This is a genomic window from Burkholderia sp. ZZQ-2, from assembly GCF_050768715.1.
Lineage (GTDB): Bacteria > Pseudomonadota > Gammaproteobacteria > Burkholderiales > Burkholderiaceae > Burkholderia > Burkholderia cepacia.
Genome location: NZ_LDVA01000236.1, coordinates 1 through 26,854, shown reverse-complemented (window position 1 = coordinate 26,854; position 26,854 = coordinate 1). Strand labels below are relative to the sequence as shown.

The 26,854-nt window shown below is 66.4% G+C and carries 23 protein-coding genes and 1 pseudogene; 20 read left to right on the top strand and 4 right to left on the bottom strand.

Annotation, left to right across the window (positions count from 1 at the left end; all coding sequences use genetic code 11):
- From ABY44_RS16140 to ABY44_RS16045, 20 genes and pseudogenes are all read left to right on the top strand, one after another.
- The coding region (locus ABY44_RS16140; RefSeq protein ID WP_431641393.1) for an ABC transporter permease subunit at positions 1-265 on the top strand (265 nt) is incomplete at its 5' end.
- Positions 265-1,908, top strand: coding sequence for an ABC transporter ATP-binding protein (locus tag ABY44_RS16135; RefSeq protein ID WP_060172316.1), 1,644 nt, complete (start codon positions 265-267; stop codon positions 1,906-1,908). The genes ABY44_RS16140 and ABY44_RS16135, both read left to right, overlap by 1 nt.
- Positions 1,901-3,352, top strand: a complete 1,452-nt coding sequence (locus ABY44_RS16130) for a TldD/PmbA family protein (protein ID WP_060172314.1) — start codon at positions 1,901-1,903, stop codon at positions 3,350-3,352. Before ABY44_RS16135 ends, ABY44_RS16130 begins: the two co-directional genes overlap by 8 nt.
- A complete protein-coding gene (locus ABY44_RS16125; protein ID WP_060172313.1) occupies positions 3,352-4,713 on the top strand; it encodes a TldD/PmbA family protein in 1,362 nt (453 codons plus the stop codon). Before ABY44_RS16130 ends, ABY44_RS16125 begins: the two co-directional genes overlap by 1 nt.
- Positions 4,714-4,734: 21 nt before the next feature.
- Complete coding sequence (locus ABY44_RS16120; protein ID WP_060172311.1) at positions 4,735-7,896, top strand: multidrug efflux RND transporter permease subunit; 3,162 nt, start codon at positions 4,735-4,737, stop codon at positions 7,894-7,896.
- Positions 7,897-8,017: 121 nt separating this feature from the next.
- Positions 8,018-8,278, top strand: coding sequence for a hypothetical protein (locus tag ABY44_RS16115; RefSeq protein WP_099318690.1), 261 nt, complete (start codon positions 8,018-8,020; stop codon positions 8,276-8,278).
- A 413-nt stretch (positions 8,279-8,691) separates the two neighbouring features.
- Positions 8,692-8,952, top strand: coding sequence for a hypothetical protein (locus ABY44_RS16110; RefSeq protein ID WP_155637888.1), 261 nt, complete (start codon positions 8,692-8,694; stop codon positions 8,950-8,952).
- A gap of 65 nt (positions 8,953-9,017) precedes the next feature.
- Positions 9,018-11,795 (top strand): type VI secretion system Vgr family protein, encoded by a 2,778-nt coding sequence (locus tag ABY44_RS16105; RefSeq protein WP_060172308.1) that lies wholly within the window; start codon positions 9,018-9,020, stop codon positions 11,793-11,795.
- Positions 11,796-11,817: 22 nt separating this feature from the next.
- The gene (locus ABY44_RS16100) at positions 11,818-14,070 is read left to right on the top strand and encodes a T6SS effector phospholipase Tle3 domain-containing protein (RefSeq protein ID WP_060172307.1); all 2,253 of its coding nucleotides are present in this window, start codon (positions 11,818-11,820) and stop codon (positions 14,068-14,070) included.
- 23 nt (positions 14,071-14,093) lie between these two features.
- On the top strand, positions 14,094-15,548 hold the full coding sequence (locus tag ABY44_RS16095; protein ID WP_230948822.1) for a virulence factor: 1,455 nt from the start codon (positions 14,094-14,096) through the stop codon (positions 15,546-15,548).
- Between the two features lie 9 nt (positions 15,549-15,557).
- The gene (locus ABY44_RS16090) at positions 15,558-15,815 is read left to right on the top strand and encodes a PAAR domain-containing protein (RefSeq protein WP_060172304.1); all 258 of its coding nucleotides are present in this window, start codon (positions 15,558-15,560) and stop codon (positions 15,813-15,815) included.
- A gap of 142 nt (positions 15,816-15,957) precedes the next feature.
- A complete protein-coding gene (locus ABY44_RS16085) occupies positions 15,958-16,164 on the top strand; it encodes a hypothetical protein (RefSeq protein WP_027787346.1) in 207 nt (68 codons plus the stop codon).
- A gap of 100 nt (positions 16,165-16,264) precedes the next feature.
- Positions 16,265-16,522, top strand: a complete 258-nt coding sequence (locus ABY44_RS16080; protein WP_060180829.1) for a PAAR domain-containing protein — start codon at positions 16,265-16,267, stop codon at positions 16,520-16,522.
- Positions 16,523-16,848: 326 nt separating this feature from the next.
- Positions 16,849-17,016 (top strand): annotated as a pseudogene (locus ABY44_RS16075) (helix-turn-helix domain-containing protein); the annotation flags it as partial.
- Between the two features lie 397 nt (positions 17,017-17,413).
- Positions 17,414-18,553 (top strand): acyl-CoA dehydrogenase family protein, encoded by a 1,140-nt coding sequence (locus tag ABY44_RS16070; RefSeq protein WP_021160965.1) that lies wholly within the window; start codon positions 17,414-17,416, stop codon positions 18,551-18,553.
- A 47-nt stretch (positions 18,554-18,600) separates the two neighbouring features.
- Positions 18,601-19,503: an HpcH/HpaI aldolase/citrate lyase family protein gene (locus tag ABY44_RS16065; protein WP_060172301.1), complete on the top strand. Its 903-nt coding sequence runs from the start codon at positions 18,601-18,603 to the stop codon at positions 19,501-19,503.
- A gap of 7 nt (positions 19,504-19,510) precedes the next feature.
- On the top strand, positions 19,511-20,164 hold the full coding sequence (locus tag ABY44_RS16060) for a pyridoxine/pyridoxamine 5'-phosphate oxidase (protein ID WP_027787351.1): 654 nt from the start codon (positions 19,511-19,513) through the stop codon (positions 20,162-20,164).
- A gap of 47 nt (positions 20,165-20,211) precedes the next feature.
- The gene (gene metC / locus ABY44_RS16055; RefSeq protein ID WP_060172357.1) at positions 20,212-21,408 is read left to right on the top strand and encodes a cystathionine beta-lyase; all 1,197 of its coding nucleotides are present in this window, start codon (positions 20,212-20,214) and stop codon (positions 21,406-21,408) included.
- Positions 21,402-22,046 (top strand): glutathione S-transferase family protein, encoded by a 645-nt coding sequence (locus ABY44_RS16050; protein ID WP_021160969.1) that lies wholly within the window; start codon positions 21,402-21,404, stop codon positions 22,044-22,046. Before metC ends, ABY44_RS16050 begins: the two co-directional genes overlap by 7 nt.
- 63 nt (positions 22,047-22,109) lie before the next feature.
- Positions 22,110-22,892, top strand: coding sequence for a glutamine amidotransferase (locus ABY44_RS16045; protein ID WP_049098307.1), 783 nt, complete (start codon positions 22,110-22,112; stop codon positions 22,890-22,892).
- Here ABY44_RS16045 and ABY44_RS16040 read toward each other — a convergent pair.
- From ABY44_RS16040 to ABY44_RS16025, 4 genes are all read right to left on the bottom strand, one after another.
- A complete protein-coding gene (locus ABY44_RS16040) occupies positions 22,815-23,549 on the bottom strand; it encodes an autoinducer binding domain-containing protein (RefSeq protein WP_080982137.1) in 735 nt (244 codons plus the stop codon). The genes ABY44_RS16045 and ABY44_RS16040 overlap by 78 nt on opposite strands.
- 86 nt (positions 23,550-23,635) lie before the next feature.
- The gene (locus tag ABY44_RS16035) at positions 23,636-24,043 is read right to left on the bottom strand and encodes a hypothetical protein (RefSeq protein ID WP_063805237.1); all 408 of its coding nucleotides are present in this window, start codon (positions 24,041-24,043) and stop codon (positions 23,636-23,638) included.
- An 83-nt stretch (positions 24,044-24,126) separates the two neighbouring features.
- Complete coding sequence (locus ABY44_RS16030; protein WP_059700335.1) at positions 24,127-25,665, bottom strand: DHA2 family efflux MFS transporter permease subunit; 1,539 nt, start codon at positions 25,663-25,665, stop codon at positions 24,127-24,129.
- A partial coding sequence (locus ABY44_RS16025; RefSeq protein ID WP_431641392.1) for an HlyD family efflux transporter periplasmic adaptor subunit occupies positions 25,662-26,854 on the bottom strand: 1,193 nt, incomplete at its 5' end. The genes ABY44_RS16030 and ABY44_RS16025, both read right to left, overlap by 4 nt.

Sequence of the window (26,854 nt, the reverse complement as noted above, 5' to 3'; positions counted from 1 at the left end):
GATCACGTTCCTGCCGTTCCGGATGAGCGCGGCGATCCTGTCGCTGACGAGCCTCGACTTCCTGGGGCTCGGCGTGCCGCCGCCGACGCCGAGCCTCGGCGAGCTGCTGCAGGAGGGGAAGAACAACCTGGATGCGTGGTGGATCTCGATCGCGGCGTTCGCGGCGCTGGTGGTGACGCTGCTGCTGCTCACCTTCATGGGCGATGCGCTGCGCAACGCGCTCGACACGCGCACGCGCGGCTCGGCATTCGGCGGAGGGCGATGATGACGAGACCGTTGCTGCAGATCGACGGGTTTTCCGCGCAATTCGGCGCGAACGCGGCCGTCCAGGACCTGAGCCTGTCGATCGGCCGCGGCGAGCGCGTGGCGCTCGTCGGCGAGTCGGGGTCGGGCAAGAGCGTGACCGCGCTGTCGATCCTGCGGCTCGCGCAGCAGGCGACGCTGTCGGGGCGGATGCTGTTCGACGGCGAGGATCTGCTCGCGAAGACCGAGCAGCAGATGCGCGGGATCCGCGGCGCCGATATCGCGATGGTGTTCCAGGAGCCGATGACGGCGCTCAATCCGCTGTATACGATCGGCAAGCAGATCGCCGAGAGCCTGCGGCTGCACGAGGGGCTGCGCCCGGGTGAGGCGCGCGAGCGCGGGATCGCGCTGCTTCGGCGCACCGGGATTCCCGAGCCGGAGCGGCGTATCGACAGCTTTCCGCACCAGCTGTCGGGCGGGCAGCGGCAACGCGCGATGATCGCGATGGCGCTGGCGTGCCGGCCGCGGCTGCTGCTCGCGGACGAGCCGACCACCGCGCTCGACGTGACGGTGCGCCAGCAGATCGTCGACCTGCTGATCGAGTTGCAGGAGCGGGAGGCCGCCGCGCGCGGGATGGCCGTGCTGCTGATCACGCACGACCTGAACCTCGTGCGGCGCTTCGCACAGCGTGTGGCCGTGATGGAGAAGGGCGTGCTGGTGGAGACCGGCACGACCGCCGGGTTGTTCGCGGCGCCGCAGCATCCGTACACGCGCCGGCTGCTCGACAGCGCGCCGCAACGGGCAGTCGAGCCGGTCGCCGCCGGCGCGCAGACGATCCTCGACGTGCGGCAACTCGCCGTCGACTACCGCATCGCGGCAAAGGGCTGGCGCTCGGTGCTCGGCAAGACGACGTTCCGCGCCGTGCACGACGTGCAGTTGAGCCTGAAGCGCGGCGAAACGCTCGGGATCGTCGGCGAGTCGGGTTCGGGGAAATCGACGCTCGCGTCGGCGGTGCTCGGCTTGCAGCGGCCGGCGTCGGGCGGGATCGAGATCGACGGCATGCCGCTCGCGTCGCTGCGCACGACGCAGGGCCGGCGCACGCTGTACGGGCGCATGCAGGTGGTGTTCCAGGATCCGTTCGGCTCGCTGTCGCCGCGCATGACGGTCGAGCAGATCGTCGGCGAAGGGCTGGGCGTGCACCGGCCGCAGGTGACCGGCGACGCGCGGCGGGCGCGGATCGCCGCGCTGCTGCAGGAGGTCGGGCTGCCTGCCGAGGCGATGCTGCGCTATCCGCACGAGTTTTCCGGCGGGCAGCGGCAGCGGATCGCGATCGCGCGGGCGCTGGCGGTGGAGCCGGAACTGCTGGTGCTCGACGAGCCGACGAGCGCGCTCGACGTGTCGATCCAGAAGCAGGTGCTGAATCTGCTGACGAATCTGCAAAAGAAGTACAAACTCAGCTACCTGTTCATCACGCACGATCTGGCGGTGATGCGCGCGATGGCCCACCGGGTCATCGTGATGAAGGCGGGGCGCGTGGTCGAGGAGGGCGAGACGCTCGACGTGCTGCACGCGCCATCCCATCCGTATACGCGGGCGCTGCTCGCGTCGTCCATGCCGGCGCCGGCGCACGGCCCGCAGCAGAGGCAAGAGAGAACCGATGATTGACGAGAACCGGGCGCCGGGCGCCCGAGCCGTACAGGCGGCACAAGCGTTGCGCAGCGACGCCGATTTCTGGTCGCTGCGCATCGTCGACGAGACGATCGACGAACATGCGGTGCGCAACGACGTCGCGCAGCCGTTCTCGCGCACGCGCGAGCGCGGCGCGATGCTGATGGCCCGGGCCGGCACGGGCGCGGGTTATGCGGCGACGCCCGACCTGTCCCCGGCCGGGCTGCAGGCGGCGCTCGACATCGCGACCGCGCGGGCACGGGCAAGCGCGCCGTGGGCGCTGGTCGATCATCGCCAGGCTGCGCGCCCGCAGACGAGCGGCACGTATGCGTCGCCCGATGTCGACGCGGCACTGCCGTCGCGCGCGGAATGGATCGAGCGTCTCGCGCACGAATGCGCGGCGGCGAACCTCGGCGCGCGCATCGTCGAGCGCGCGGCGAGCGTGATGATCGTCGACACCGAACAGTGTTACCTGACGAGCGACGGCGTCCGGATCGACCAGCGGTTCCGCTTCCTGATGCCCGAGCTGCACGCCGTCGCCCACGGCGACGGCGACACGCAGACGCGCTCGCTCGGTCAATCGGGCACGCTGGCGCAGGGCGGCCTCGACGTGCTGGCGCGCTACGGCTTCGACGGCGCCGGCGCGCGCGTCGCCGACGAGGCGCTGCAGCTGCTGGCCGCACCGAACTGCCCGACCGGCCGGCGCGACCTGTTGCTGATGCCCGACCAGATGATGCTGCAGATCCACGAGTCGATCGGCCATCCGCTCGAACTCGACCGGATCCTCGGCGACGAGCGCAACTTCGCCGGATCGAGCTTCGTCAGGCCGGAGATGGTCGGCCACTATCAGTACGGCTCGCCGCTGCTGAACGTCACGTTCGATCCCGAGCCGGCCGCCGAAGCCGCGTCCTACGCGTTCGACGACGACGGCACGCCGGCGCGCAAGCAGTACCTGATCCGCAACGGCGTGCTCGAACGGCTGCTCGGCGGGGCGCTGTCGCAGCAGCGTGCGGGCCTTCCGGGTGTCGCCAATTCGCGCGCGTCGAGCTGGAACCGCGCGCCGATCGACCGGATGGCGAACCTGAACGTCGAACCCGGCGACCAGTCGCTCGATGCGCTGATCGCGGGCACCGAGCACGGGATCCTGATGCGCACCAACACGTCCTGGTCGATCGACGACCACCGCAACAAATTCCAGTTCGGTTGCGAATTCGGGCAACTGATCGAGAACGGCCGGCTCACGCAGGTCGTCAAGCGCCCGAACTACCGCGGCATCTCCGCACAGTTCTGGCGCAGCCTGCGCGCGGTAGGCGACGCGGGCACGTTCGGCATCTACGGCACGCCTTATTGCGGGAAGGGCGAGCCCGCGCAGATCATCCGGGTCGGCCACGCCGCGCCGGCCTGCGTGTTCGCCGATGTCGACGTATTCGGAGGCGCGTGATGACGGGATTCGAACCGATGGCACGCCGCGCCGGAATCGACTGGCATGCGCATTTCACCCGGCTCGCCGACGAGGCGCAACGGCTGAAGGCGCCGGCCGAAACCGTCCTGCTCGGGTTCTCGAGCGAAACGTCCGACTTCGTCCGCTTCAATGGCGGCAGGATTCGCCAGACCGGGCGCGTCACGCAGGGGCGATTGTCCGTGCGGCTCGTCGACGGGGCGCGGCAGGCGCATTCGGCGCTGACCGTCTGCGGCGATCCGGCGGCCGACCTGCCCGAACTGGCCGCGGCGCTGGCCGTGCTGCGCGAGGGCCTGCGCGATGCGCCGGACGATCCGCACCTGCTGTTCGATACCTCGTCGTGGCTGCAGGAAACGCACCGCACCGGGCGCCTGCCTGATGCGGACGGGCTCGCGCGCGTCGTCGCCGAATGCGCGCGCGGTCTCGATTTCGTCGGCTTTTACGCGGGCGGCACGCTGGCGCGCGGCTTCGCGTCGTCGACCGGCAGCCGCGGCTGGTACGAGGTCGAGAACTTCAACTTCAGCTGGTCGCTGTACGACCCGAGCGGACGGGCGATCAAGACCGCCTACGCGGGCGACGACTGGAGCGATGCGGCGTTCGCCGCCCGCGTCGAGGCCGCCGCCGCGCGGCTGCCCGTGCTCGGCCGCACGCCGAAGGCGCTTGCGCCCGGACGCTACCGCGCGTATTTCGCGCCGGACGCCGTTCACGAGATGACGAGCCTGCTCGGCTGGAGCGGCTTTTCGGCGCGTGCGCTGGCGAGCGCCCGCAGCCCGCTGCATCGCCTGTACGCCGGCGAGGTCGCGCTCGATCCGCGCGTGTCGATCACCGAGGATTTCTCGCTGGGCATCGCGCCGGCGTTCAACGCGGACGGCTACCGGCGCGACAGCGTGCCGCTTGTCGTCGGCGGGCGGGGGGAAGGGCAGCTCGTGAGCGCACGCACCGCGCGCGAGCACGGGCGTGTGCCGAACGGGGCGGACAACGGCGAATCGCCGCAGTCGCTGACGATCGCGGGCGGCACGCTCGCGGATGCCGACGTGCTGGCCGCGCTCGACACGGGGCTCTACGTCGGCAACCTCTGGTACCTGAACTTCTCGGACCCGATCGCCTGCCGGATGACGGGGATGACGCGCTTCGCGACGTTCTGGGTCGAAGGCGGGCGCATCGTCGCGCCGGTCGACGCGATGCGGTTCGACGACAGTTTCTACCGGCTGTTCGGATCGGAGCTCGAACAGCTCGGCGCGGCGCCCGCGCTGCTCGCGAACGAAGACACGTACGGCGAGCGCGCCACCGGAGGCGCGCAGCTGCCGGGGCTGCTCGCGCGCGCGTTCGAACTCACGCTGTAGCGCGGCTGCCGATACTCGCCGATGCCGTCATTCTTCATCGACCGTCCCGTCTTTGCGTGGATCGTCGCGCTCGCGATCGTCGTCGCGGGCGTGCTGGCCATTCCGCAGTTGCCGATCGCGCAGTATCCGCGCCTGGCGCCGCCGCGGGTCGTGGTCACCGCGTCTTATCCGGGCGCGTCGACCGAGACGGTCGATGCCGACGTCGGCAGCGTCATCGAGGAAAGCCTCGACGGCGCCGACGGGCTGCTGTACTACGAGACGAGCAGCGACGGTCACGGCAACCTCGAGATCGACGTGACGTTCTCGCCCGGCACCGATCCGGACATCGCGCTCGTCGACGTCAACAACCGGTTGAAGCAGGTCGAGCCGCGGCTGCCGCAGCAGGTCGTCCAGCAGGGGATCGGCGTGTTCAAGGCGGCGAACACGTTCCTGATGCTCGTCACGCTGACGTCGACCGACGGCACGCGCGATTCCGCGCAGCTCGGCGATTACCTGAACCGCTACGTGCTGCGCGAGCTGAAGCGCGCGCCGGGTGTCGGCGCGGCCGAGCTGTGGGATGCCGACGAGGCGCTGCGGGTCTGGCTCGATCCCGTGAAGTTGCGCGAATACGATCTCGGCGCCGACGACGTGATCGCGGCGATCGGCGCGCAGAACGCGACGGTCACGGCCGGCGCGATCGGCGACGCGCCGTTCGTGCATGGCCAGCAGCTGACCGCGACGGTCGTGGTCAAGGGGCAGCTTGCGTCGCCCGAGGAGTTCGGCCGGATCGTGCTGAAGTCGAAGCAGGACGGTTCGGCCGTGCGCGTCGCCGACGTCGCGCGCGTCGAGATCGGCCGCGACGACTATTCGTTTTATTCGCGGCTGAACGGCCGGCCGGCCGCGACGGTCGGCATCCAGCTCGGCCCGCGCGGCAACGCGCTCGAAACGTCGAATGCGATCCGCGCACGGCTTGCCGAGCTGTCGCGGACGCTGCCGCCGGGCGTCGCGGTCGAGATTCCCTTCGACGGCGCGCATTTCGTCAAGATCGCGATCCACGAGGTCGTGCTGACGCTCGTCGAGGCCGTCGTGCTGGTGTTCTGCGTGATGTGGCTGTTCCTGCGCGACCTGCGCTACACGCTGGTGCCGACCGTCGTGATTCCGGTCACGCTGATGGGCGCGTTCGTCGCGATGTGGGCGTTCGGTCTGTCGATCAACGTGTTCACGATGTTCGGCCTCGTGCTGGCGATCGGCATCCTGGTCGACGATGCGATCGTCGTCGTCGAGAGCGTGCATCGCGTGATGGAGGAGGGCGTGTCGCCGCGCGACGCCACACGCCGGGCCATGAAGCGGATCGGCGGGGCGATCGTCGGCGTGACCGCGGTGCTGACCGCCGTATTCGTGCCGATGGCGTTTTTCCCGGGCAGTGTCGGCGGCATCTACCGGCAGTTCGCGGTGGCGATGATCGCGTCGATGCTGGTGTCGTCGTTCATGGCGCTGTCGCTCACGCCCGCGCTGTGCGCGAACCTGCTGAAGCCGGTCGCGCGACACGGCGGCGGAACCGGCCGGGCGAGGCGACTCGGCATCGGCGCGCGTCTGGCCGACCGGTTCGGCGTGGCCTTCGCGCGCGCCGAATCCGGCTATCGCCGCGTCGCGGTGTTTGCCGTGCGCCGCACCGGGATGGTCGTGGCCGTCTATGCGGCACTCGTGATCGTGTGCGGGCTGCTGTACTGGATGATGCCGGGCGGCTTCCTGCCCACCGAGGACCAGGGGCAACTGCAGGTGATGATCCAGTTGCCGGCGGGCGCCACGCAGGCCCGCACGCTCGCGGTCGTCGAGCGTGTCGAGGCGATCCTGCGCGGAGAGCCGGCGATAGCGAACGTGACGAGCGTGATCGGCTGGAGTTTCGCGGGCAGCGGGCAGAACGTCGGGATGGCGTTCGTGGAACTGAAGGACTGGGCGCAGCGCGACGTCGGCGCGATGGCGTTGCGCGACCGGCTCAACGCGCGTTTCGGCGCGATCCTCGACGGCGACGTCGAGGCGGCGCTGCCGCCTTCGGTGCGCGGCATCGGGCATTCCGACGGATTCACGTTCCGGCTCGAGGATCGCGGCGGGGGCGGGCTCGACGCGCTGAAGGCGGCCCGCGCGCAGCTTGCCGAGCGTGCGAAGGCGGATCCGCTGCTCTCGGCCGTGCATTTCGAAGACCTGCCGGACGCGCCGCGTATCGAGCTCGATGTCGATCGCGCGAAGGCGTATGCGCTCGGCGTGCCGTTCGAGCGGATCGCGGGGCTCCTGGGCGGCACGTTCGGCTCGAACTACATCAACGACTTTCCGGCGTCGGGCCGGATGCGGCGGGTGATCATCGAGGCCGACCCGGTCGCGCGCGCGACCGATGCGCAACTGATGGCGCTGACCGTCCCGAACCGCACCGGCGACATGGTGCCGCTTTCGGCGATTGCCGCGCCGCACTGGACGATCGGCCCGGTGATGCTGAACCGGTACAACGGCTATCCGTCGCTCGACATCAGCGGCCGGGCGGCGACCGGCACGAGTTCGGGCGCGGCGATGGCGGAGATGGAGCGGCTGGCCGGTGCGCTGCCGGCCGGGATCGGTTTCGACTGGGTCGATGCGGCGCGCGAGGAGCAGGTTGCCGCGCGGCAGACGCCGCTGCTCGTCGGGTTGTCGGTGCTCGCGGTCTTCATGGCGCTGGCCGCGCTGTACGAAAGCTGGACGATTCCGCTGTCCGTGCTGACGATCGTGCCGCTCGGCATGATCGGCGCGATCGCCGCGGCACTCGTGCGCGGCATGCCGAACGACGTGTACTTCAAGGTCGGGATGATTACCGTGGTCGGGCTGGCGGCGAAGAACGCGATCCTGATCGTGCAGTACGCGCGCGACCTGGCCGGTCATGGCGTGCCGCTGCGGCAGGCGGTGGTCGATGCGGCCGCTGCGCGATTCCGGCCGATCGTGATGACGTCGATGGCGTTCCTGCTCGGTGTCGTGCCGCTCGTGCTGGCGACGGGCGCCGGGGCGGAAAGCCGGCGATCGATCGGCACGGGCGCGTTCGGGGGTGTGCTGGCGGCGACGGTGTTCGGGCTCGTGTTCGCGCCGGTGGCGTTTCGTGTCGTGGCGTCGGCCGGGCGACGCGGCCGGCGTGCGGCGGTGGCGACGCGCGACGATCGTCAGGCTGAGGTGGTGGGAGAGTGACGCAGTCACGCAGTGCCGGCAGATGATTTTCGTGCGTTGCGTTGATTGAATGCGATCGTCGTGCGGACGTCTCGCAGACGGCGCGATGCTCAATTCGAATTCAAGGAGACGGATTCAAACCATGTCCTACGTTCTGTATTACTCGCCCGGTGCGGCAAGCATGGCCGTGCATTGGATGCTGATCACCGCGATTGGCGCGATACTGAGGCGGGACGGCTTTACGGTTCGGCAGACCAGTGTGGATAATCAAATTATTATTTACACGAACCGCAATAATCGATCCGCCACAATGGCTCGATTCCCGAATTTCTCGCAAGGATCAACGGAAATTGTAAGGTTCGCATTCTCGGGTCGGCCACGAGGGCACCGTAACAAAGCTTGACGATCTGAGTCACGCAGTCCGTCTAGAATGGCTTTGCTAAATCGGCATATAGTCTAATAGCGGGATTCCGATTGATTTGGAAAGCGCTGGGAAATTTCCGATCGACGCCATGAGGACGCTGGATCATCAGCACCCGGTTTATGTCCTGATGACGCAGGCACCAATGGATGTCTTGTCCGTATTGTTGGGCGATTAGTCGGATTTCGGTCCAGCGGTTCGCTGTTTCCTGTCGCCATTCGATGCGCTATTGGAGATGGTGTTCCTGTTGCGACACGATGCAAAGGCAGTTGAAGGCGTCTTGCTGTCGAGTCACCTGCCGCGACGCGTCCTCTATTCAGGCAGGTTTCGACAGCGGCCGCTCACAGTGCATCTCGCGTGGCTTGCCCACGAGAACCGGCTCGTCGTGCATCACGATGGCCATCTCTTCAGGGTTGCTCGAGACCAGGCTGCGCGATGGCGTCAGCACCAAACGGCGGTGGCAATTGAAGCAGCGACGTGGTCGACGCTCGATCGACTGCACCAGTCCGCAGGCCTTTTTGCCTGGCAAGAGACGCGGCAGATCGCTCGACGCTGTCGATGTGATCGTTGTACCTCCCGGCGATGCCGAGCAGTTGGCGCTGTACAACCCGGAAGCCGGGTGCTGGCACTTCGTGCCGCGAGTCGAGACCGTTTGAACAAAAATTGACGGAAGGCCACGTTGTGGCCGCCCGGGCATGAACATAAAACTGAGAGGGCCGAAGTGAGCATCAGCGACACACTTAGTAGCTTCGCGTCGGGCGCGGTCGACTGGAACCGACGTCCGGTCGCTTTGAATTTCGGGCGGCTGCAAGGGACGTTGGGGCGCTTGCTTGCGCTTCAGCACGCAAACGTTCACGAAGGGCTGATGACCGGCATCCACGGCCATCTCACGTGCGTGTCGACACGACACGACCTACCGCCCAAGCTGTTTATCGGCGTGCCTGTCTCATTGCGACTGGTAACCGACCGCGGCCAGCTGCAGATGATCAACGCGATCGTTGAGAACGTGCAAGTCGGACAAAGCGATGGCGAGCTGTGCGTTTACCAGCTGACCGTTTGTGATGCGTTGTCACTGATGGACAAACGGACGAACTCGCGCGTCTTCCGCAAGCAGAGCGTCGTTGACGTCCTCACGGTGATGTTCAACGAATGGCGCCAGCGTAGCCCGGCACTCGCGCGAGCCTTCGAATTCGACCTGTCATTCCTGCATCGCGATCGCTATCCGGCCCGGGAATTGACGCGCCAGGTGAACGAGTCGGACGCAGCGTTTGTGCGGCGCTTGTTGCGTCGCGAAGGGATTTCGGTCTTCGTCAAGGCAGGGCCCGCCAAGGGCGGCTCGACCTCCGAAGATGACACCCCTGTTCACACTTTGGTCTGTTGCGACAATCCTGACTCGTTGCAGGAAGCACCGGCCGGAACGGTGCGTCTACACCCACGCGACGCTGGAACCGAAGAGCGCGATACGGTCACGCTGTTCGCGCTGCATGCGCGCCTGGTGCCGGGCGCAGCGAGTCGACCATCATGGGACTACAAGAAGGCGCGTATTGACGAGTCGACCGTGGCGGGCGAAGTCGACCAGGGCGATGCCGGTAACGATCTGGCGACGCTCCTGACCGACGTGGCGATCGATGTCCCGCACGCAGGCGACTCATGGGACGACCACGATCGCCTTACGCGCTCGCGTATGCTGGCGCACCAATTCGAAGCTGAACAGTACGATGGCGCGAGCGGGATCCGCGATCTCGCCGTCGGCACCTGGATCACGCTGACGGGTGACCCCGACCTGGACATGCTGTCGGCCGACAAGCGGCAGTTCGTCGTCACGTCGATTCGCCACGACGTCTCGAACAACCTCCCGAAGGGGCTGACCGAACGCGTGCAGCAGCTCTTTGCTGCGAGCAAGAACCTCGTATCGCCTTCGCCGGCCCAAATGGCCCCGTCGTCCGCTGAATCGGATACGCGCTACGAAAACACCTTCACGTGCGTGCGCCGCGGCGTCCCGATCACGCCGGCATACGATCCCAGAATTGACCTGCCACCCGTCCATTTGCTGACCGGGGTCATCGTCACGCGCGACGGCGATGAGGTTGTGACCGACGAACTCGGGCGGGTCTACGTGAGGATCCAAGGCCTGGATCCCGCCGATCATTCTCATGCGCAAGGGGCCGGCACGAACGATAACGCCGGCGACAGCGCGCCGATCCGAGTGGCGTCGAGCCTCGCGGGCACGCAGTTCGGTGCGTCGTTTCTGCCTCGCATCGGCATGGAGGTCCTGCTCGGCGCGATCGGGGGCGATCCAGACCGGTTGGTGATCATCGCTGTCCTCGGCAACGGGGCGAACCCGCCGGCGGCGTTCACGCACACCGGTTCGCTGCCAGGCAACCGATATGTGTCGGGTATCAAGACGAAGGAAATCAAGGGACAGCGTTACAACCAGTTGCGGCTCGACGACACGCCGGGAGAAATTTCCAGCCAACTTGCGAGCGAGCACGCTCATTCCCAACTGAATTTGGGTTTCCTCACGCAACCGCGCCAGGACGGGCAAGGGAAGGGCCGCGGCGAGGGTGCGGAGCTGCGCACCGATGCGGCCGCAGCGCTGCGCGCCGCGCAAGGGATCTTGCTAACAACATATGCCCGCTCGCAGGCAAGCGGCGGACAGCTTGATCGTGACGAGCTGCTGCAACTGCTCGGCGAGTGCACCGAACTCTTCAAGTCGCTGGGTGACTATGCGGGCCAACATGGCGGACAGGCACCCGACACGGCGGGTCAGCAGGGGGTCGCTGCAGCATTCAAGGGCTGGGCGCCTGGCAGCGATGCGTCGAATACTGGCGCCGGCACCGCGGGTGGATCGCAAGCATTGATGGCCTTCGGCGCGGAAGCCGGGTCGGTCGCGATCACCCCGAAAACCCACGTGACATACGCGGGCGAAAACATCGATCAGGTCGCGCAGCAGCACGTCCAAGTGACCAGCGGCCAGCGTATCAATCTGCATGGCGGCCATGGCGTCGCGATGTTCGCTCACAGTGAGGGCGTGTCGGCGATCGCGAACCAGGGCAAGGTCACGCTGCAGAGCCAGAACGACGATACACAAATCGATTCGGCGAAGAATATCCAGTTCACGGCAGCCGACGGCAAACTGATCGGAATGGCGAAAGATGAAGTGGTTCTCACGACGTCGGGCGGTGCCTACCTGAAACTGCACGGGAACAACATCGAGCTCGGGTGTCCGGGACAGTTCATTGTGAAATCTGCCGGGCATACTTGGGACGGGCCGGCCAGCATGAGTGCGGATCTTCCGACGTTCAATCACGCGCCGCTCAGCCGGGTGCCGAAACTGGTCCGGGCGACGGACGGGCAGCCTTCGACGGATTTTGTCGGCGAAGTCCAGCGCTCATCTGGCGGCGTTGTCTCCGGAAAGACTGACGCGACGGGCCGGCTGTCGAAGATCGACACGAATCAGTTTGAGTCGCTGACCTTCAACTTCTTCGAAAAAGAATAATCCCCAGGGGCGAGAGAACCTCATGACCAATCCATCCACACCCGCGCCGGGCGGTACGCAGGACAAGCGATTTCGTGTCGGCGGCGGAAAAGGCATCACGACATTTAGCGGCGGAGACGCCCTGGCAATCCAGCGTCCCGCGTTGCCCGGCGTCGTGATCTTCGTGCACGGCGTCAACTCCGAGGGCGAATGGTTCAAACCCGCAGAGGAGGGGCTTTGCAAGGGACTCAACCGGCGGCTCGGCCGACTCGACGATCAGATGGCTCATAAGGGTGTCGAGGGTGGCCAACTCACGCCGGCGCAGTACATCGACAGCCTTACGCCGGACGGATTCATCAATCCGAAGATGACGTCCAAAACGTACGTCCAGGCCACTCCGTCGTATTCCCCGGTAATTCATTTTCGGTGGGGCTACAAGGCCAACAAGGACGAGCTGAAGAAGTACGGTGCCAACGTGTTCCTGAACGAGCAGAATTATTGGGGCGGAGGCCCGTTTGCGAACGGCTGCTCGAGCCTGCCAGATATGTATAACGAAGGCGTCAACGACCGTCTGTTTGGCTGGCTGAGAATCCAGAGTTTGAACTCGATCTCGGCACGGGAAGTATACTCAACGCCACCTCGACACTATGGCGTGATGGCGGCACTGCGTCTCGCGAAGCTGATCGAGTCGATCCGCAGAAAGCAGGCCGACATGCCGATTACGGTCGTGTGTCACAGCCAGGGCAACATGGTCGGGATCCTGGGTGCGTTCCTCGGCGATCAGTTGCAGGACGTCACCGACGTCAATGGAAAGAAGGGCCGCTGCGTCGCCGACACTTATGTCCTGGCCAATCCACCGTACAGCGTCATGACGGACGATATGGGTGGACGCATAGCAGACTCCTGGTCTCAACGCGGCACGCTCGACAAAGACGGCCGTCGTGGACGCGAAACCTACCAGGCGCGGGTCAAAACGCTGGGGAATTTTCTGAACATCATTGGCGCCCGGCGTTCATACGACATGGACGCAGCCTATATCGACAAGCACATGGAGAACAGCCGCCCGTCGGCGAGTGGCGGCAAACCCTTCAAGGCCGCGCTCGATCGCCAGCACCACGGGCTGAACGGTTCCACTTATGGGCGAGCCACCTTGTACTGCTGCCCGCATGACCAGGTCATTTCCGCTGTCACGGTTCAGGGCATGGGCTGGCGCGGACTGAGCGATGAAGAATTACGCGACATCGGCGTCGGGAACGTGCTAACGCAACGCGTCTTCGCTTCGGGCTATCACGTAGGCCTGCCCCCAGGCGCGCGAACACAGTATCGGTACTGGGAGGACGACTGGCGATATGGAAAAGGCGCAACGCCGGGCTTTTGGTATCCGCCCTCGCCAACGACACAATTCAGTTTTCGACGCACGCTGCTGGCCGCAAACTCCACCCTCGAGAAAGCCGGCATCATTTCGAGTTATATCCTCGGCAATGAGGTGTTTTCGCTGCTGCGCTTTGTGAAGACGCAGGTTAACGGCAATCCGCCGAAAGGCTGGGCGGTGACCATCAGTGCGCCCAAGCTCGACGAGCCGTTCAAGCCGCAGGCCATCCAGTATGGACACGTCTGCAAAACGACGGATGGTCCGAACGCGACCAGCGACTTCAACGAGTATTACGACCCACCCGCAACAGCCCGTCAGGCCAAGAAACCGGGAGACCGCAAGCCCGGCGATGCGCTCGACAACTACGACGGAAAAGCCCCAGCGCTCGGCGATGCGAAATCCGAAGCCGAACAGCGCTATGAGGATCATGCGATCGTGCGTCAGCGCATTCGGCGCCTCGACGCAACGGGGTTCATGGATAAGGAAGGTCGCGTGAAAACTGAAGAACCAGGATGGCAAGATCCACCGCAACAAGGCGGGCTGGCGCCGATGAACCAGCAGATCATGACCGACTATCTGAAGTCGACCGAGAAGAACAATCCGACCAACCACTCGACTACGATGACCAATCCGGCACACGCGGAGAAGGCGCTGGCATACGACGTGGCTGTTGGCGTGTGCAAGCTCGATGACGAAGCTTGGAAAAATCTGCGGGTTGAAGCGGATTGGAGATTTGGAGGACAGATCGGTAAGGAAAACGCGAATAGCAAGTACGGGGAATATTTTTTGCGGGGGTTGATGCAGAACGGCACCCTTGCCAAGTGGATTTCGCACGACGGTGAAGCCCGTATGCCGAGCAAGATTGTCGACGAACGCGACGGCTGGATGATCATCGACGGCTACATGGCGGGGACCGGGCGATGACTCTTACTTTGCCGAAAAGGTTGATGATTGCCGTGCTCGCCTTTATCGTTACGGCGGGCGTGATTCTGCTGTTGTGGCATCCTGCGAGCGCGTTGCATACCGAAACACTCACACCGGAATCCTTGATGAAGCGTCTTATCGTACTCCCATTGCTGGTTGCTGCAATGGTCTTGGCGTTCACAACAGCCTGGTGGAAGAACCGTGCACCACAGGTTGTGACAGCTGCGCCGGAAGTTAGCGCGAGCACGTCGATTGCGTCCGAGAAACCCTTTATGGCGCAAGTGGTCGGACTCGTGTGGCTCAACCCGTTGCAACGGCGCGACTACCCGACCGAGTGGCAAGTGCTGTGGACGATGGGGCTTGTCAAACCGAACAAGAACGACGACATGGTTCGCACTGACCCGAAGAGTTTTACCACCCTTCAACCAGTGGCCATCGTAGCCGATGGCAACGATGGCCACGAAAAGTTCTACGGATTCTATGAGAAGTATGTCACCCAGACGTTTCTGTTGCTGGGCGAGAGATATGTCATGAATCCGGATTATTTTTATACGGTCAAGCCAGAGAACAAGAAAAAATGGAGAGAGGTCGCAGGTATTCACGTTGAGGCAGCACTGCCGAGCAGATTGGAAGCCAAGGCGTCGGCAGACTATCTCCGGGATCAGATTATCAGCGAGTTCGAAATCGGAAACACCGAGTTCACTGATTTGTGGAGTGACAACACGCCTCCGGACGTTCGCGTCACCCAAGGCGGCCCAAACACGGGTTTCACTTCCCTGACCAATGCGCTCGATTATCTGCGTGCGCACCCTGACAAGAGCGTCTGGGTGATGAACTGGGATGCACCGAGCTTCCCACCGAAGGACGAGCAGATGAACGAGAACATGGTCATGTTGATCCTGACCGGGCCGGACTTCAAAACCCAACGGGAACCGCTCGCATGGATCGGCCGGCCAGCAACGGGCGACACGCAGGCCTTTGAAGCAAAGGTGCGTGAGCCGCGCGCAGTGCAAGCGTGGAAGGCAACGATCGAGCAGGCCGCTAAAAACGCTGAGATCGGTGTCACCGACCTCAAGTTCATCGTGCACGACGCAGGCCATGGGAGCGACGCAGCGTCGGCACGCCTGGCCTCGTTGTCCCAGTCGTTGACCGAAACGCTCCCGGAATACGACCATGTGAAGCAGACCTTCAATACGGCGGCCGTCCTGGGTGACATGGGTACGGGGTCTGCGCTCACAGACGTGGTACTGGCGATCGGCCGGTCCAATCACCTGGGCGGCAACACACTCGTGGCGGGCACGACCGACGCCGACCACCCGATGGCGGTCGTCGTGAAGCCGCCGAGCAAATTAACGCCGATCGATCCCGATCGCAACTGGTTTCGGGCGGGAGGCGAAGGGGATGCGTATCTGCCGTGGTGGGGTAAGCGATTCGACGGCGACTATCCCGAATGGCGCGGGCAAGGCTATTCGTATTGAGGAAGCAGTATGCGCGGCGTGATTCGAATAGGCGATCGGCATAGTCACGGCGGAACAGTGGAAACCGGCGCGCCGAACAGCAAGGTCATGGGGCGCGCCGTCGCGCGTATCGGCGACCGGTGCATCTGCCCCGAGCACGGCGAGGTCGTCATCGCTGAGGGTGACGCGAACCTCAAAGTCGACGGGGCGAACGCCGCGCTTGATGGCCACAAGACGTCGTGCGGTGCAGTACTGTTTTCCAGCTTGACGACGTCCGGGCGGCCATGAGGTTGTGCAGCGGGATCTCCCGCTGCTCGTGGCAGCGCGTCGGGTGCGGCGCGCGGTCCACCGATTCGCGTGTCGTTCACTTTCGTTGTGGGGAATTTTTATGGAATCGGGAGCGTATAGACCCTCTCGCCATCAGCAGCTCATGGGGTGGGGCGTTGGGCTGGTTGCCGCTGGGATTTGCCTTTCCGCTGCCTTATTTGTTCTTCTGATCATTGGCGCATTCGACCAGTGGCATATTCAAAGCGATGCACAGTTGACGTTTGTCTTCTCGGTGCCCGTTTTAATGGTGTTCGTCGGACTCGTCCTGTTCGTCGTGGGCGTGGTCAACGCATTCAGAGCGCGCAAATGAACCGATATGGCCACCGCGCGTGGATTGTCATAACGATGGAAGTGCGATGTGATTGTGCGGCGGGATCTATGACGAACGCGAACCTGGATCAGAGGCTTTCATGCGCGGTGTAATTCGGGTTGGAGACGTACACAGTCACGGCGGGCGCGTTGAGTCCGGTGCTGCGAACAGCGAGGTGACGGGTAGGCCAGTCGCACGAATCGGCGACCGCTGCACCTGTCCGATCCACGGCGAGTGCGTGATTGTGGAAGGCGATTCCGATTTCAACGTGGAGGGTAGCTTCGCCTCGTTCGACGGTCACAAGACGTTATGCGGCGCGGTGCTGATCACGTCGCTTCCGACGTCCGGGCGATCCTAGCCTCTCGCACGAGCGCGCACGCGCTGATCAGCGTGGTATCGCTCGATAGGTCTCACCTAGGCGTTCTATCGAATACCGACGCGGCCCCCGTACTCCGGCCTTGGACTATCGCGCCGCGCTGTAGCGTACCATCACGGTGCCGAGGCTCATCACGGCGAGGCACGTGACATAAACGCCCATAGAATTAGTCAGAACTCAATTTTACATAATCATAGTTATCGGTAGTTTGTGTGTAGGTCCCAAGTTCAGATGTCGCGTTTCCGCTAAATAAAAATGTCGTGTTTTGGCCTGTAGGTTGATCGCCTGCACCCTTGAGAGCGCCGGCGATGAACGCGACTGGGACGATCACCATGACGATGCGCGAGCCGGATCGATTCAAGGTCATTCAGGACGTAGCCGACGGCAAGCTCAAACCATGGCGTGCAGCGGAACGGCTGGAATTGACGACCCGGCAGTTCCGCCGGCTGGTCGCCCGGTTACGTGAGCACGGCCCGGTGGACACCGAGCGAAGCCCGGCAATAAGTAAGCAATACCAACGGGATCGAGTCGAGCGCTTCCCATGGATCCGGCGCTTCTTCGCGAGAAGATGATGACCGACCGCCAGAACGAGTCGCTCCGTGAACAGCTGCTCCGATTCGATATCGTCCCGCGACGCGGGATGAAATGCGATGCCGGGCTCAAACCAGCGTGCCCCGACCGAGATGCGCGCACACCGCGACGCGTGCACTCGAACGCACCCTGCGAAGATCCACGCCCGCCTCCCCCTGCCGCGACACCCCGCCCGGCAACTACCACTACTGCCAGTACCTCCGCTGTCCGTGCCCCCTTACTCTTGTCGGCATCGCTGGCGCGCCGTCCGAGGCCGCGCCGCTTCGACCGGAGACACGACAGATGCCATTTGACTGGACGCAGGAACAGCATGCGACGCTCGCGCGCTTTCGCGACATCGGCACGGAGATCGCCGCGGCGGAACGCGACGCTCGCGCGCCTGCCGGATTCGATGCAGCCGGCTGGACCCGGCTCGGCCAGGAAGGACTGTGGGACATGATCGTGCCGGAGACCTACGGCGGCGACGGTCACGGCTGGTGGCACTTTTCCGCGGCGCTGGAGGGGCTTGCATCGACGATCCGCCGCCCGGCGCTGCTGCTGTCGGTGATCGCGCAGGCCGGCATGGTGCGCGCGCTCGAACGCTACGGCACGGCAACCCAGCAGGACCGCTATTTCGGCGCGATCCTGCGCGGCGAACTGAGCGCGACGGCGATCGCCGAACCGGGCACCGGCACCGACGTGCGCAGCATTGCGACGAAGCTGGTCGAGCACGGCGACGGCTACCGGCTGACCGGCAGCAAATTCAACATCGCGCACGCGCCGCTCGCGCGCTTCATCCTCGTCGTCACGCGTGTCGAAACGCTCGGCCGGCGCAATACGGCGCTCGTGATCGTCGACCGCGACCAGCCGGGCATGACCGTCGCGGCGCCCGACCGCAAGCTCGGCCTCGACGACCTGCCCACCGGCGCGCTGCATTTCGACGACTGCCCGATCGCGCGTGGCCAGCTGCTGGGCGAACCGGGCGCCGGGCTCGGCAACCTGATCGACATCATTTCGCTTGGCCGTCTCTACTACGGCCTCGTCGCCGCGCAGGTGACGGCGCCGTACCTGCGCGACGCAATCGCCTATTGCCGCGACCGGCGCAGCTTCGACAGCACGATCGACGCGCACCAGTACGTGCAGCGTCGCCTGGTCGACCTGCAGATCGGCATCGAGCGCGGCACGTGGCTCGCGCGCGGCGCGCTCGCGCAGTTGCTGACGGATCACCCGCAAGCGCTGATGACCTGCTCGATCGCGAAGCTGGTCGGCGCGCAGGATCTCGTCGACGGCGCGCTCGGCCTCGTGCGGCTGTACGGCAGCCTCGGCTACCAGGCCGGGCCGGTGGCCGCATTCGCGTCGGACGCGCTGGGTTTCATGAGCGTCGGCGGAACCGAGGAAATGCATCGCAAGAACATCTTCAACCAGATGATGCGCGCCGGCTGAACGCCCGCCATCGACATGCGTACGACGCACCCTACAGGAATCCAAGCATGACAACGACCCACCGACGCCCTTCCCGCCTGCGCCGCTCCTGGCTGTTCCTCGCCGGCGCCGATCACGATGCGCTCGTCGACGGCGCCGCGAGCGGCGCGGACGTATTGATCCAGGAACTCGAGACCTTTACGCCGCCGGACCGGCGTCCGGCCGCGCGCGAACTCAGCGAGCGGGTGCTCGCGGGCTGGCGCGATGCCGGCATCCTCGCGTCCGTGCGAGTGAACCCGCTCGACGCGGGCGGCATCGACGACCTGCGCGCGGCGATGCGCGGCCGGCCGGACATCGTGATGATGTCGTACGTCGCGACGCCCGAGCAGGTCGTCGCGCTCGACGAAGCCGTCACGCGCTTCGAGCGCGAATACGATATCGCGCCCGGCTCGACGGAACTGGTGCCGAACATCGAGTCGACGCTCGGGCTCGTGAACACGATGGCGATCGCGCGTTCGAGCCCGCGCGTGTCGGCCGTGCTCGTCGCGACCGAGGACATGGTGGCCGACATGGGGGCCGAGCGCACCCGCGCGGGCCGCGAGCTCGACTATGTGCGTTCGCGCTTTCGCGTCGAATGCGCGGCCGTCGGCATCACCGCGATCGACTGCCCGTACAGCTATGCCGACAACGAAGGCGCGGAGCTCGACATGCGCGTGTCGCGCGGCCTCGGATACCAGGCCAAGGCGATCGTCAACGCGCAGTTCGTGCCGGTCGTCAATCGCGTGCTGACGCCGACGGTCGATGAAGTCGCCCTCGCCCGCCGCGTGATCGACGCGTTCGACACCGCCCGGCGCGCGTCCGGCGGCCGCCGCGTGGCCGCGGCCGTCGTCGACGGTTTCCTCGCGGAAGTCCCCGACTATCTCGCCGCGCACCGGCTGATCGCCCGCGCGACGCAATTCGGCATTGCCTGAGCCCGCCATGGATACGATCGCCACGCGCCTGAAGGCGCTGAAAACCCTCGCGCATGCGGCGCCGCACGTTCCCGCCGAGAACTGGCCCGACACGCCGCAAGCGCAATTCGAACGCTGGCTCGACGAGGCCGTTGTCGCAGGCGCCGTCGAACCGCAGGTGATGACGCTGTCGACGGTCCGCCCGGACGGACGGCCCGACGCACGCTCCGTCGTACTGCTGAACGTCGACGCGCGCGGCTGGCATTTCGCGGCGAGCACGCGCAGCCCCAAGGGGCGCCAGATCGAAAACCGGCCGTTCGCCGCGCTGACGTTCTATTGGCCGGTGATCGCGAGCCAGGTCCGCCTGAGCGGCCCGGTCGAGCGGCTGCCGGCCGCCGAAGGCCGCGCCGATTTCGCGGGCCGCCCGGAGCGGTCGCGCGCGAGCATCCTGGCCGGCCGGCAAAGCGAACGGCTCGACGATCCCGCCGACCTGACGCGCGCGATCGACGCGCAGCTCGCACGGCTGGCCGCCGACCCCGCACTCGTGTCGGAGGACTGGCACCTGTACACGCTCGCACCGGACGAAGCCGAATTCTGGCGTGCCGACAGCGCACGCCGTTTTGCGCGGCAGGCGTACCGTCGTGACGGTCAGTGCTGGGAACGGTGTGCGCTATGGCCTTGAAATCCGCCGCACTCCCGTCGCGACCGGGCGGCACCCTGCACGACGGCATGAATGACCGGATGCACGAAGACACGCGCCTCATGCACGCGGGCCGCGACAGCGCGGCCTGGCACGGCTTCGTGAATCCGCCCGTCTACCATGCGTCGACCGTGCTCAGCCCGACGGTGTCCGATCTGCTGAACCGCACGCAGCCGTATATCTACGGCCGCCGCGGCACGCCGACGACCGACGCGCTCGAGCGGGCTGTGATGAGCCTCGAAGGCGGTGCCGGTGCGGTGCTGTGTCCGTCGGGCTTGTCAGCGTGCACGCTGGCGCTGCTGTCGTGCCTGAAGCCCGGCGATCACCTGCTGATGACCGCATCGGTCTACGGCCCGGTACGCCATGCGTGCGAAGGCGTGCTTGCGCGGCTCGGCGTCGAGACGACCTGGTACGACGGCAGCACGCCCGTCGCTGCCGCATTCCGTGCGAATACGCGCGCGCTGTATGTCGAAGTGCCGGGCTCCTATACGTTCGACATGCAGGATATCCCGGCGCTCGTCCGGCTCGCGCACGCACACGGCGCGCTGGTCGTCGCGGACAACAGCTGGGCCACGCCGCTCTTCTTTCAACCGCATGCGTTCGGCATCGACCTGTCGATCCAGGCCGGCACCAAGTATCTGGTCGGGCATTCCGATGCGATGCTCGGCACCGTGTCGGCCACCGAACGCGCGTGGCCCGCATTGAAGCAACTGCATGGCGATCTCGGACTGTGCGCAGGCCCCGACGACGTCTATCTCGCGCTGCGCGGGTTGCGCACGCTCGGCGTGCGGCTGCGGCAGCACCAGCGCAACGCACTGGCGGTCGCGAGCTGGCTCGCGACGCGCCCCGAAGTGCAGCGCGTGCTGTATCCGGCCCTCCCCGGCGACGACGGACATGCGCTGTGGCGCCGCGATTTCCGCGGCGCATCGGGGCTGTTCTCGGTCGTGCTGCAGCCGGCGCCGGCGCACGCGGTCGAAGCGTTTCTCGACCACCTCGCGCTGTTCGGGCTCGGTTATTCGTGGGGCGGCTACGAGAGCCTCGCGCTGCCGTTCGAACTGGACGCGCACGGCCTTGCCGCGCGCTGGCCGGCCGGCAGCCGCGGCGTGCGCGTGCATGTCGGGCTCGAGGACCCGGACGACCTGATCGCCGATCTCGCGGCCGGTCTCGATCGTTATGCGGCGTGCGCGCGGCAGGCCGCCGCCTGCGAGGATGCCGCGCGATGCTGACCGTCTGGGGCCGCCGCACGTCGTTCAACGTGCAGAAGGTGTTGTGGCTCATCGGCGAGCTGGGCGTGCCGTACCGGCACATCGCGGCCGGCGGTGAGCACGGCTCGCTGCAGACGCCCGCGTTCGCGGCGCTGAATCCGACCTGTCGGATTCCGGTGATCGACTGGGATGGCGACGTCGTGTGGGAGTCGCACACGATCCTGCGCTATCTCGCCGCGCGGGTGCCGAACAATCCGTTCTGGTGCCGCGACGCGTTCGCCCGTTCGCGCGCGGAGCGCTGGATGGACTGGTCGCAGACCGCGCTCGAACCCGACGTGATGACCGGGCTGTTCTGGGCGCTCGTGCGAACGCCGCCGGAGCGGCGCGACGATGCGCTCGTGCGCGACAAGGCCGCCCGCAGCGCGACGCATTTCCAGCTGCTCGACCGGCTGCTGTCGACCCAGCCCTTCCTGGGCGGTGCGACGCCGGGCCTGGCCGACATTCCGGCCGGCGCGACGCTGTTCCGCTATTTCTCGCTCGACGTCGAGCGGCCGCCGTTGCCGCACGTCGAGGCCTGGTACGCCCGCCTGAGCCGACGCCCCGCCTATCGCGAACAGGTCATGGTGTCGTTCGACGCGTTGCGCGGCCAGCCGGGCTGACTCTGCGCGTGACGACTCACATAGCCTCGCGGTCTCACGAACTCACGACCCTCTCGACACGACATGACGCACTCCGCCCTTCGCCCGATCCTGATCGTCCTGCACCGCGAACAGTCGAGCCCCGGCCGGATCGGCCGGCTGCTTGCCGCCCGCGGCCATCCGCTCGACATTCGTCGCCCGCCGCTCGGCGATCCGCTGCCGGCGACGCTGGCCGACCACGCGGGCGCGGTGGTGTTCGGCGGCCCGATGAGCGCCAACGACGGCGATCGCTGGATTCAGGATGAAATCGACTGGATCGGCGTGCCGCTGCGCGAGGCGGCACCCTTTCTCGGTGTCTGCCTGGGGGCGCAGATGATGATCCGCCACCTGGGCGGCCGCGTGAGCGCGCATCGCGACGGGCGCGCGGAAATCGGTTATTGGCCGATCGCCGCGACGCCCGCCGGCCGGCGCCTCGGGTCGTGGCCGTCGCACGTCTACCAGTGGCATCGCGAGGGCTTCGAACGCGTCGCCGGGCTCGAGATCCTCGCGACCGGCGAGCACTTCGAGAACCAGGCCGTGCGCTACGGGCCGCGCGCGTACGGCGTGCAGTTCCATCCGGAAGTGAGCTATCCGATGATGCGGCGCTGGAGCACGGCCGCCGCGCACAAGCTATCGGCGCCCGGTGCGCAGGATCTCGCGACGCAGGCACGCGAAGGCCGGCGGCACGACCGCGCGACGGCCGCGTGGCTCAGCGCGTTTCTCGACCGCTGGCTCGACGATGCGCCCGCATCAGGTCGGCACGGTCACGTCGGAGATGCTGATCAGCCCCCACTCGACCGCTCGCAGCACGGCTTCGTGCCGACGTGACACGTTGAACTTGCGGCGGATGTTCATGAAGTGGAAATTGATGCATGACTCGGTCACGTTCAGGATGTGGCCGATTTCCCACGACGTCTTGCCGGCCGCGTGCCAGCGCAGGCATTCGACTTCCCGCCGGCTCAGCCGCGGCACGCTGTCGGGCGGTGCATGGCAGCGTGTGCCGGCGATCGCTTCGCACGCGACGTCGCGCAGCAGCGTCAGCGCCGCGAGATGGCGGTCGCAGTGCTCGCGCGTGGCGGCGAGCTCGTCGGTGCTCGCACACAACAGCATGCCGACCTCCCCCTTCGCGCCGCGCACCGGCAGCACGACGCCGCTGCGCATGCCGTACGCGGCCGCCGCTTCGTAACACGGGCGCTGCTCCGGCAGCGCGAACAATGCGTCGTCCCAGACGAGCGGCAGTGCCGAACGGAAGCAATGCCGCAGCATCGGGTCGACGCGGTCGAACTGGCGCTGCCGGTACAGCGCCGTCCAGCCGGGCACGCCGCTGCTCCATTTGCGCGCGAGATCGAACGACGCGCCGGTAAACGGCAACACGATCAGCACGACCTTGTCGAACCCCATTCCGGCGGCCGCGTCGGTCATTCTCTGCCATGACGCGTCCGTGTCGCCGGGTACCAACCATTTCAGACAATCCAGTCCATTCATACAAGCCACCCCGTTCGTTTAGTTGGAATCTGCAGCCAGGCGGACTTGCGCAACCGGTTCGAGACGTTGCGCGTGAACGGGCCGCGCTAGACCGCCTCGGCCAGACGTCGCCGGCCTGCCTGCCTCGCGTCGTCGAGCGACGCCGTCACGTCGAACGGAATGCCGAACGCCTTTTCGATGCCGGATGCGTTCGCGATGGCCGCTTCACGCTCGGCCGGGTCCGGTTCGATCGTGATGAGCGCACGGCAGACCGCGGCGAGCGAGGCGCGGTTCTGCTTGAGCCACATGCCGCGTTCCTTGCGGTCGTCGTGCGCTTCATCCGGGCGGGCCGGCGGAAAGATCATGACAAACGGCTCGCCGTGCCGCATCAGCGCGTGCATGTCGTCGAGCCAGCGCTGCGCGTAGCCGGCGGACGCGATCGCGTCGTTGCGCACGACGACGAACGGAAATTCCGCGACGTCGAACACGGCGAGCGTCGCCAGGTCGGGGGGCATGGCACCAGCGTGGTGGGTGGGCATCGGGTCAACCTCCATCGAATTGAACAGCATGGGTCGGAACGGGCCGCGCGGCGCCCGCTTCATCGTTTCGCGGCGGCGCCGGGGCCGAACGGCGGACGGGCGAGCCAGACCACCGCGATCACGGCGAGATACACGCAGCCGAGCGCGAACGAAACGTCGTTGAACGAGATCTGGTACGCCTGCGCATCGACCAGGTTGCCCAGCAGCGTCGCCGCGCGCTGCGGATCGCCGCCGCCGAGCCGTGCGACTTCGGCGCGTACGGCCGGGTCGAATGCGCTCACGTGCTCGCTGAGCTGCGCGTGGTGCAGGATCGCGCGCCGGTCCCACAGGAACGACGTGATCGACACCGCGAAGCTCGCGCCGAGCGTGCGCAGGAACGTCGACAGGCCGGAGCCGGCGGCGATCTCGTCCGGCTTCAGGTCGGACAGCAGGATGCTGTTGATCGGCATGATGAACAGTGCGAGGCCGAGGCCCTGCAGCAGCTGGATCAGCGCGATGTGCGTGAAGTCGATGTCGGGCACGAAACCCGCGCGCAGGAACGACGACGTGCCGAGGATCGCGAACGCGCAGCACACGAGCACGCGCATGTTGAAGCGCGGCGCGTACTTGCCCATGAACGGCGTCATCAGCACGGGGATCACGCCCATCGGCGCGACGGCGAGCCCGGCCCAGAACGCGGTGTAGCCGAGCGTGCGCTGCAGCCACTGCGGCACGATCACGTTGACCGCGAAGAATGCCGAATACGCGAGCACGAGCGTCAGCGTGCCGGCCGCGAAGTTGCGATGCGCGAAGAGCCGCAGGTTCACGATCGGGTTCGGCTCGTTGAGCTCCCAGATCAGGAACAGCGCGATGCCGAACGCGGCGACCACCGACATCACGACGATGAACGTCGAGTTGAACCAGTCGGCTTCGTTGCCCTTGTCGAGCACGATCTGCAGCGCGCCGACGCCGACGATCAGCGCGGCGAGGCCCACATAGTCGACGCGCGCGGCAACGGTCGTCTCGACGCGTGCGCGCATCTGCGCGAACACGCACATCGCGGCGAACACGCCGATCGGCAGGTTGATCAGGAACGCCCAGCGCCACGAGTAATGCTCGGTGACCCAGCCGCCGAACACGGGCCCCGCGATCGGCGCGACGACCGTGACCATCGCGATCATCGACAGCGCGAAACCGCGCCGCTGCGGCGGGTAGATCGACAGCATCAGCGCCTGCGTGGTCGGGATCATCGGCCCGGCCACCAGGCCCTGCAGCGCGCGGAACGCAACGAGCTGCGGCAGGTTTTGCGCGAGGCCGCACAGGAGCGACGCGAACGTGAACGCGAGCGTCGCCCACACGAACAGCCGCACCTGCCCGACGCGCTTGACGAGAAACCCGGTCAGCGGCAGCGCGATCGCATTGCTGACCGAGAACGTCGTGACGACCCACGCGCTCTGCGTCGTGCTCACGCCGAAGTTGCCGGCGATCGTCGGCAGCGACACGTTGGCGACGGTGCCGTCCAGCACCTGCATGAAGACCGCGAGCGCGAGGCCGAAGGTCGTGAGCCCGACGCTCGACGGTCGAAAACCGCTGTCGGCGGCCGCCATCGGGCCGCTCATCGCACCGTCTCCGCGCGCGCTGCCGACGGCAGGTTCGCATGGATGACGTCGGCGATCAGGCTGTCGGCGCGTGCCAGTTCGTCGCGGTACACGTCGGTGCGGAAGACCGGCGCGCGCTGCTCGCGATGCGACAGCATCGCGCCGCTGCGGTCGTGCTGGTCGACGCGTGCGTGCATCGACAGGCCGATGCGCAGCGGATGCGCGTCGAGCTGGGCCGGCTCCGTCAGCTCGATGCGCACCGGCAGCCGCTGCACGATCTTGATCCAGTTGCCGGTCGCGTTCTGCGCCGGCAGCAGCGAAAACGCGCTGCCGGTGCCGACGCCGAGGCTTTGCACGCGGCCGGTATAGCGCACCGCGTCGCCGTACAGGTCGGCGGTCAGTTCGACCGGCTGCCCGATGCGCATGTGCTCGAGCTGCTTCTCGGTGAAGTTCGCATCGACCCACAGCTCGCGCAGCGGCACCACCGCCAGCAGCGGCACGCCGGGCGACACGCGCTGCCCGACCTGCACCGTGCGCTTCGCGACATAACCGGTGACGGGCGTGACGACGTCGGTGCGTGCATGCGCGAGGTACGCGGCGCGCAGCCGTTCGGCCGCGGCCTGCACGTCGGGGTGCGACGCGACCGCGGTGTCGTCGATCAACGCCTTGCTCGTCTGGTGCTGCTCGCTCAACGTGGCGAGCGCGCTTTGCGCGGCCGCGTACGCGCTTTGCGCGGAGGTCAGCGTGTCGCGTGCATGCGCGAGTTCCTCGCGTGAAATCGCGCCGGAGCGGCCGAGATCCTCGCGGCGGCTGTAGTCGGCCTTCGCCTTGTCGAGCGCGGTGCGTCGCGAGTCGAGTTCGGCGCGTGCGCCGTCGATGCTGTTCGCCAGCCCGCGTTCGTTGCTGTACAGGCCGCGCACCTTGCGCACCGTCGCCGCGAGATCGGCCTGCGCGGTCGCGAGCGCGATCTGCGCGTCGCTCGGGTCGAGGCGTACGAGCGGCGTGCCGGCGCGGACGAGGTTGCCGTCGTCCGCGTCGATCGACACGACGGTGCCCGTCACCTGCGGCGTCAGCTCGACGACGTTGCCTTGCGCGTATGCGTTGTCGGTGGATTCGTACCAGCGTCCGACGATCACGTACCAGATGCCCCAGCCGAGGATGCCCAGCGCGAACACGGCGACGAGCGCGCGCACCAGATGCTTGCGCCGTG

Bases quoted from the DNA above. Each gene is read 5' to 3' on its own strand.
- ABY44_RS16135 (WP_060172316.1), top strand. From the start codon at position 265: ATGACGAGACCGTTGCTGCAGATCGACGGGTTTTCCGCGCAATTCGGC.
- ABY44_RS16130 (WP_060172314.1), top strand. From the start codon at position 1,901: ATGATTGACGAGAACCGGGCGCCGGGCGCCCGAGCCGTACAGGCGGCA.
- ABY44_RS16125 (WP_060172313.1), top strand. From the start codon at position 3,352: ATGACGGGATTCGAACCGATGGCACGCCGCGCCGGAATCGACTGGCAT.
- ABY44_RS16120 (WP_060172311.1), top strand. From the start codon at position 4,735: ATGCCGTCATTCTTCATCGACCGTCCCGTCTTTGCGTGGATCGTCGCG.
- ABY44_RS16115 (WP_099318690.1), top strand. From the start codon at position 8,018: ATGTCCTACGTTCTGTATTACTCGCCCGGTGCGGCAAGCATGGCCGTG.
- ABY44_RS16110 (WP_155637888.1), top strand. From the start codon at position 8,692: ATGGCCATCTCTTCAGGGTTGCTCGAGACCAGGCTGCGCGATGGCGTC.
- ABY44_RS16100 (WP_060172307.1), top strand. From the start codon at position 11,818: ATGACCAATCCATCCACACCCGCGCCGGGCGGTACGCAGGACAAGCGA.
- ABY44_RS16095 (WP_230948822.1), top strand. From the start codon at position 14,094: ATGATTGCCGTGCTCGCCTTTATCGTTACGGCGGGCGTGATTCTGCTG.
- ABY44_RS16090 (WP_060172304.1), top strand. From the start codon at position 15,558: ATGCGCGGCGTGATTCGAATAGGCGATCGGCATAGTCACGGCGGAACA.
- ABY44_RS16085 (WP_027787346.1), top strand. From the start codon at position 15,958: ATGGGGTGGGGCGTTGGGCTGGTTGCCGCTGGGATTTGCCTTTCCGCT.
- ABY44_RS16080 (WP_060180829.1), top strand. From the start codon at position 16,265: ATGCGCGGTGTAATTCGGGTTGGAGACGTACACAGTCACGGCGGGCGC.
- ABY44_RS16070 (WP_021160965.1), top strand. From the start codon at position 17,414: ATGCCATTTGACTGGACGCAGGAACAGCATGCGACGCTCGCGCGCTTT.
- ABY44_RS16065 (WP_060172301.1), top strand. From the start codon at position 18,601: ATGACAACGACCCACCGACGCCCTTCCCGCCTGCGCCGCTCCTGGCTG.
- ABY44_RS16060 (WP_027787351.1), top strand. From the start codon at position 19,511: ATGGATACGATCGCCACGCGCCTGAAGGCGCTGAAAACCCTCGCGCAT.
- metC (WP_060172357.1), top strand. From the start codon at position 20,212: ATGAATGACCGGATGCACGAAGACACGCGCCTCATGCACGCGGGCCGC.
- ABY44_RS16050 (WP_021160969.1), top strand. From the start codon at position 21,402: ATGCTGACCGTCTGGGGCCGCCGCACGTCGTTCAACGTGCAGAAGGTG.
- ABY44_RS16045 (WP_049098307.1), top strand. From the start codon at position 22,110: ATGACGCACTCCGCCCTTCGCCCGATCCTGATCGTCCTGCACCGCGAA.
- ABY44_RS16040 (WP_080982137.1), bottom strand. From the start codon at position 23,549: ATGAATGGACTGGATTGTCTGAAATGGTTGGTACCCGGCGACACGGAC.
- ABY44_RS16035 (WP_063805237.1), bottom strand. From the start codon at position 24,043: ATGCCCCCCGACCTGGCGACGCTCGCCGTGTTCGACGTCGCGGAATTT.
- ABY44_RS16030 (WP_059700335.1), bottom strand. From the start codon at position 25,665: ATGAGCGGCCCGATGGCGGCCGCCGACAGCGGTTTTCGACCGTCGAGC.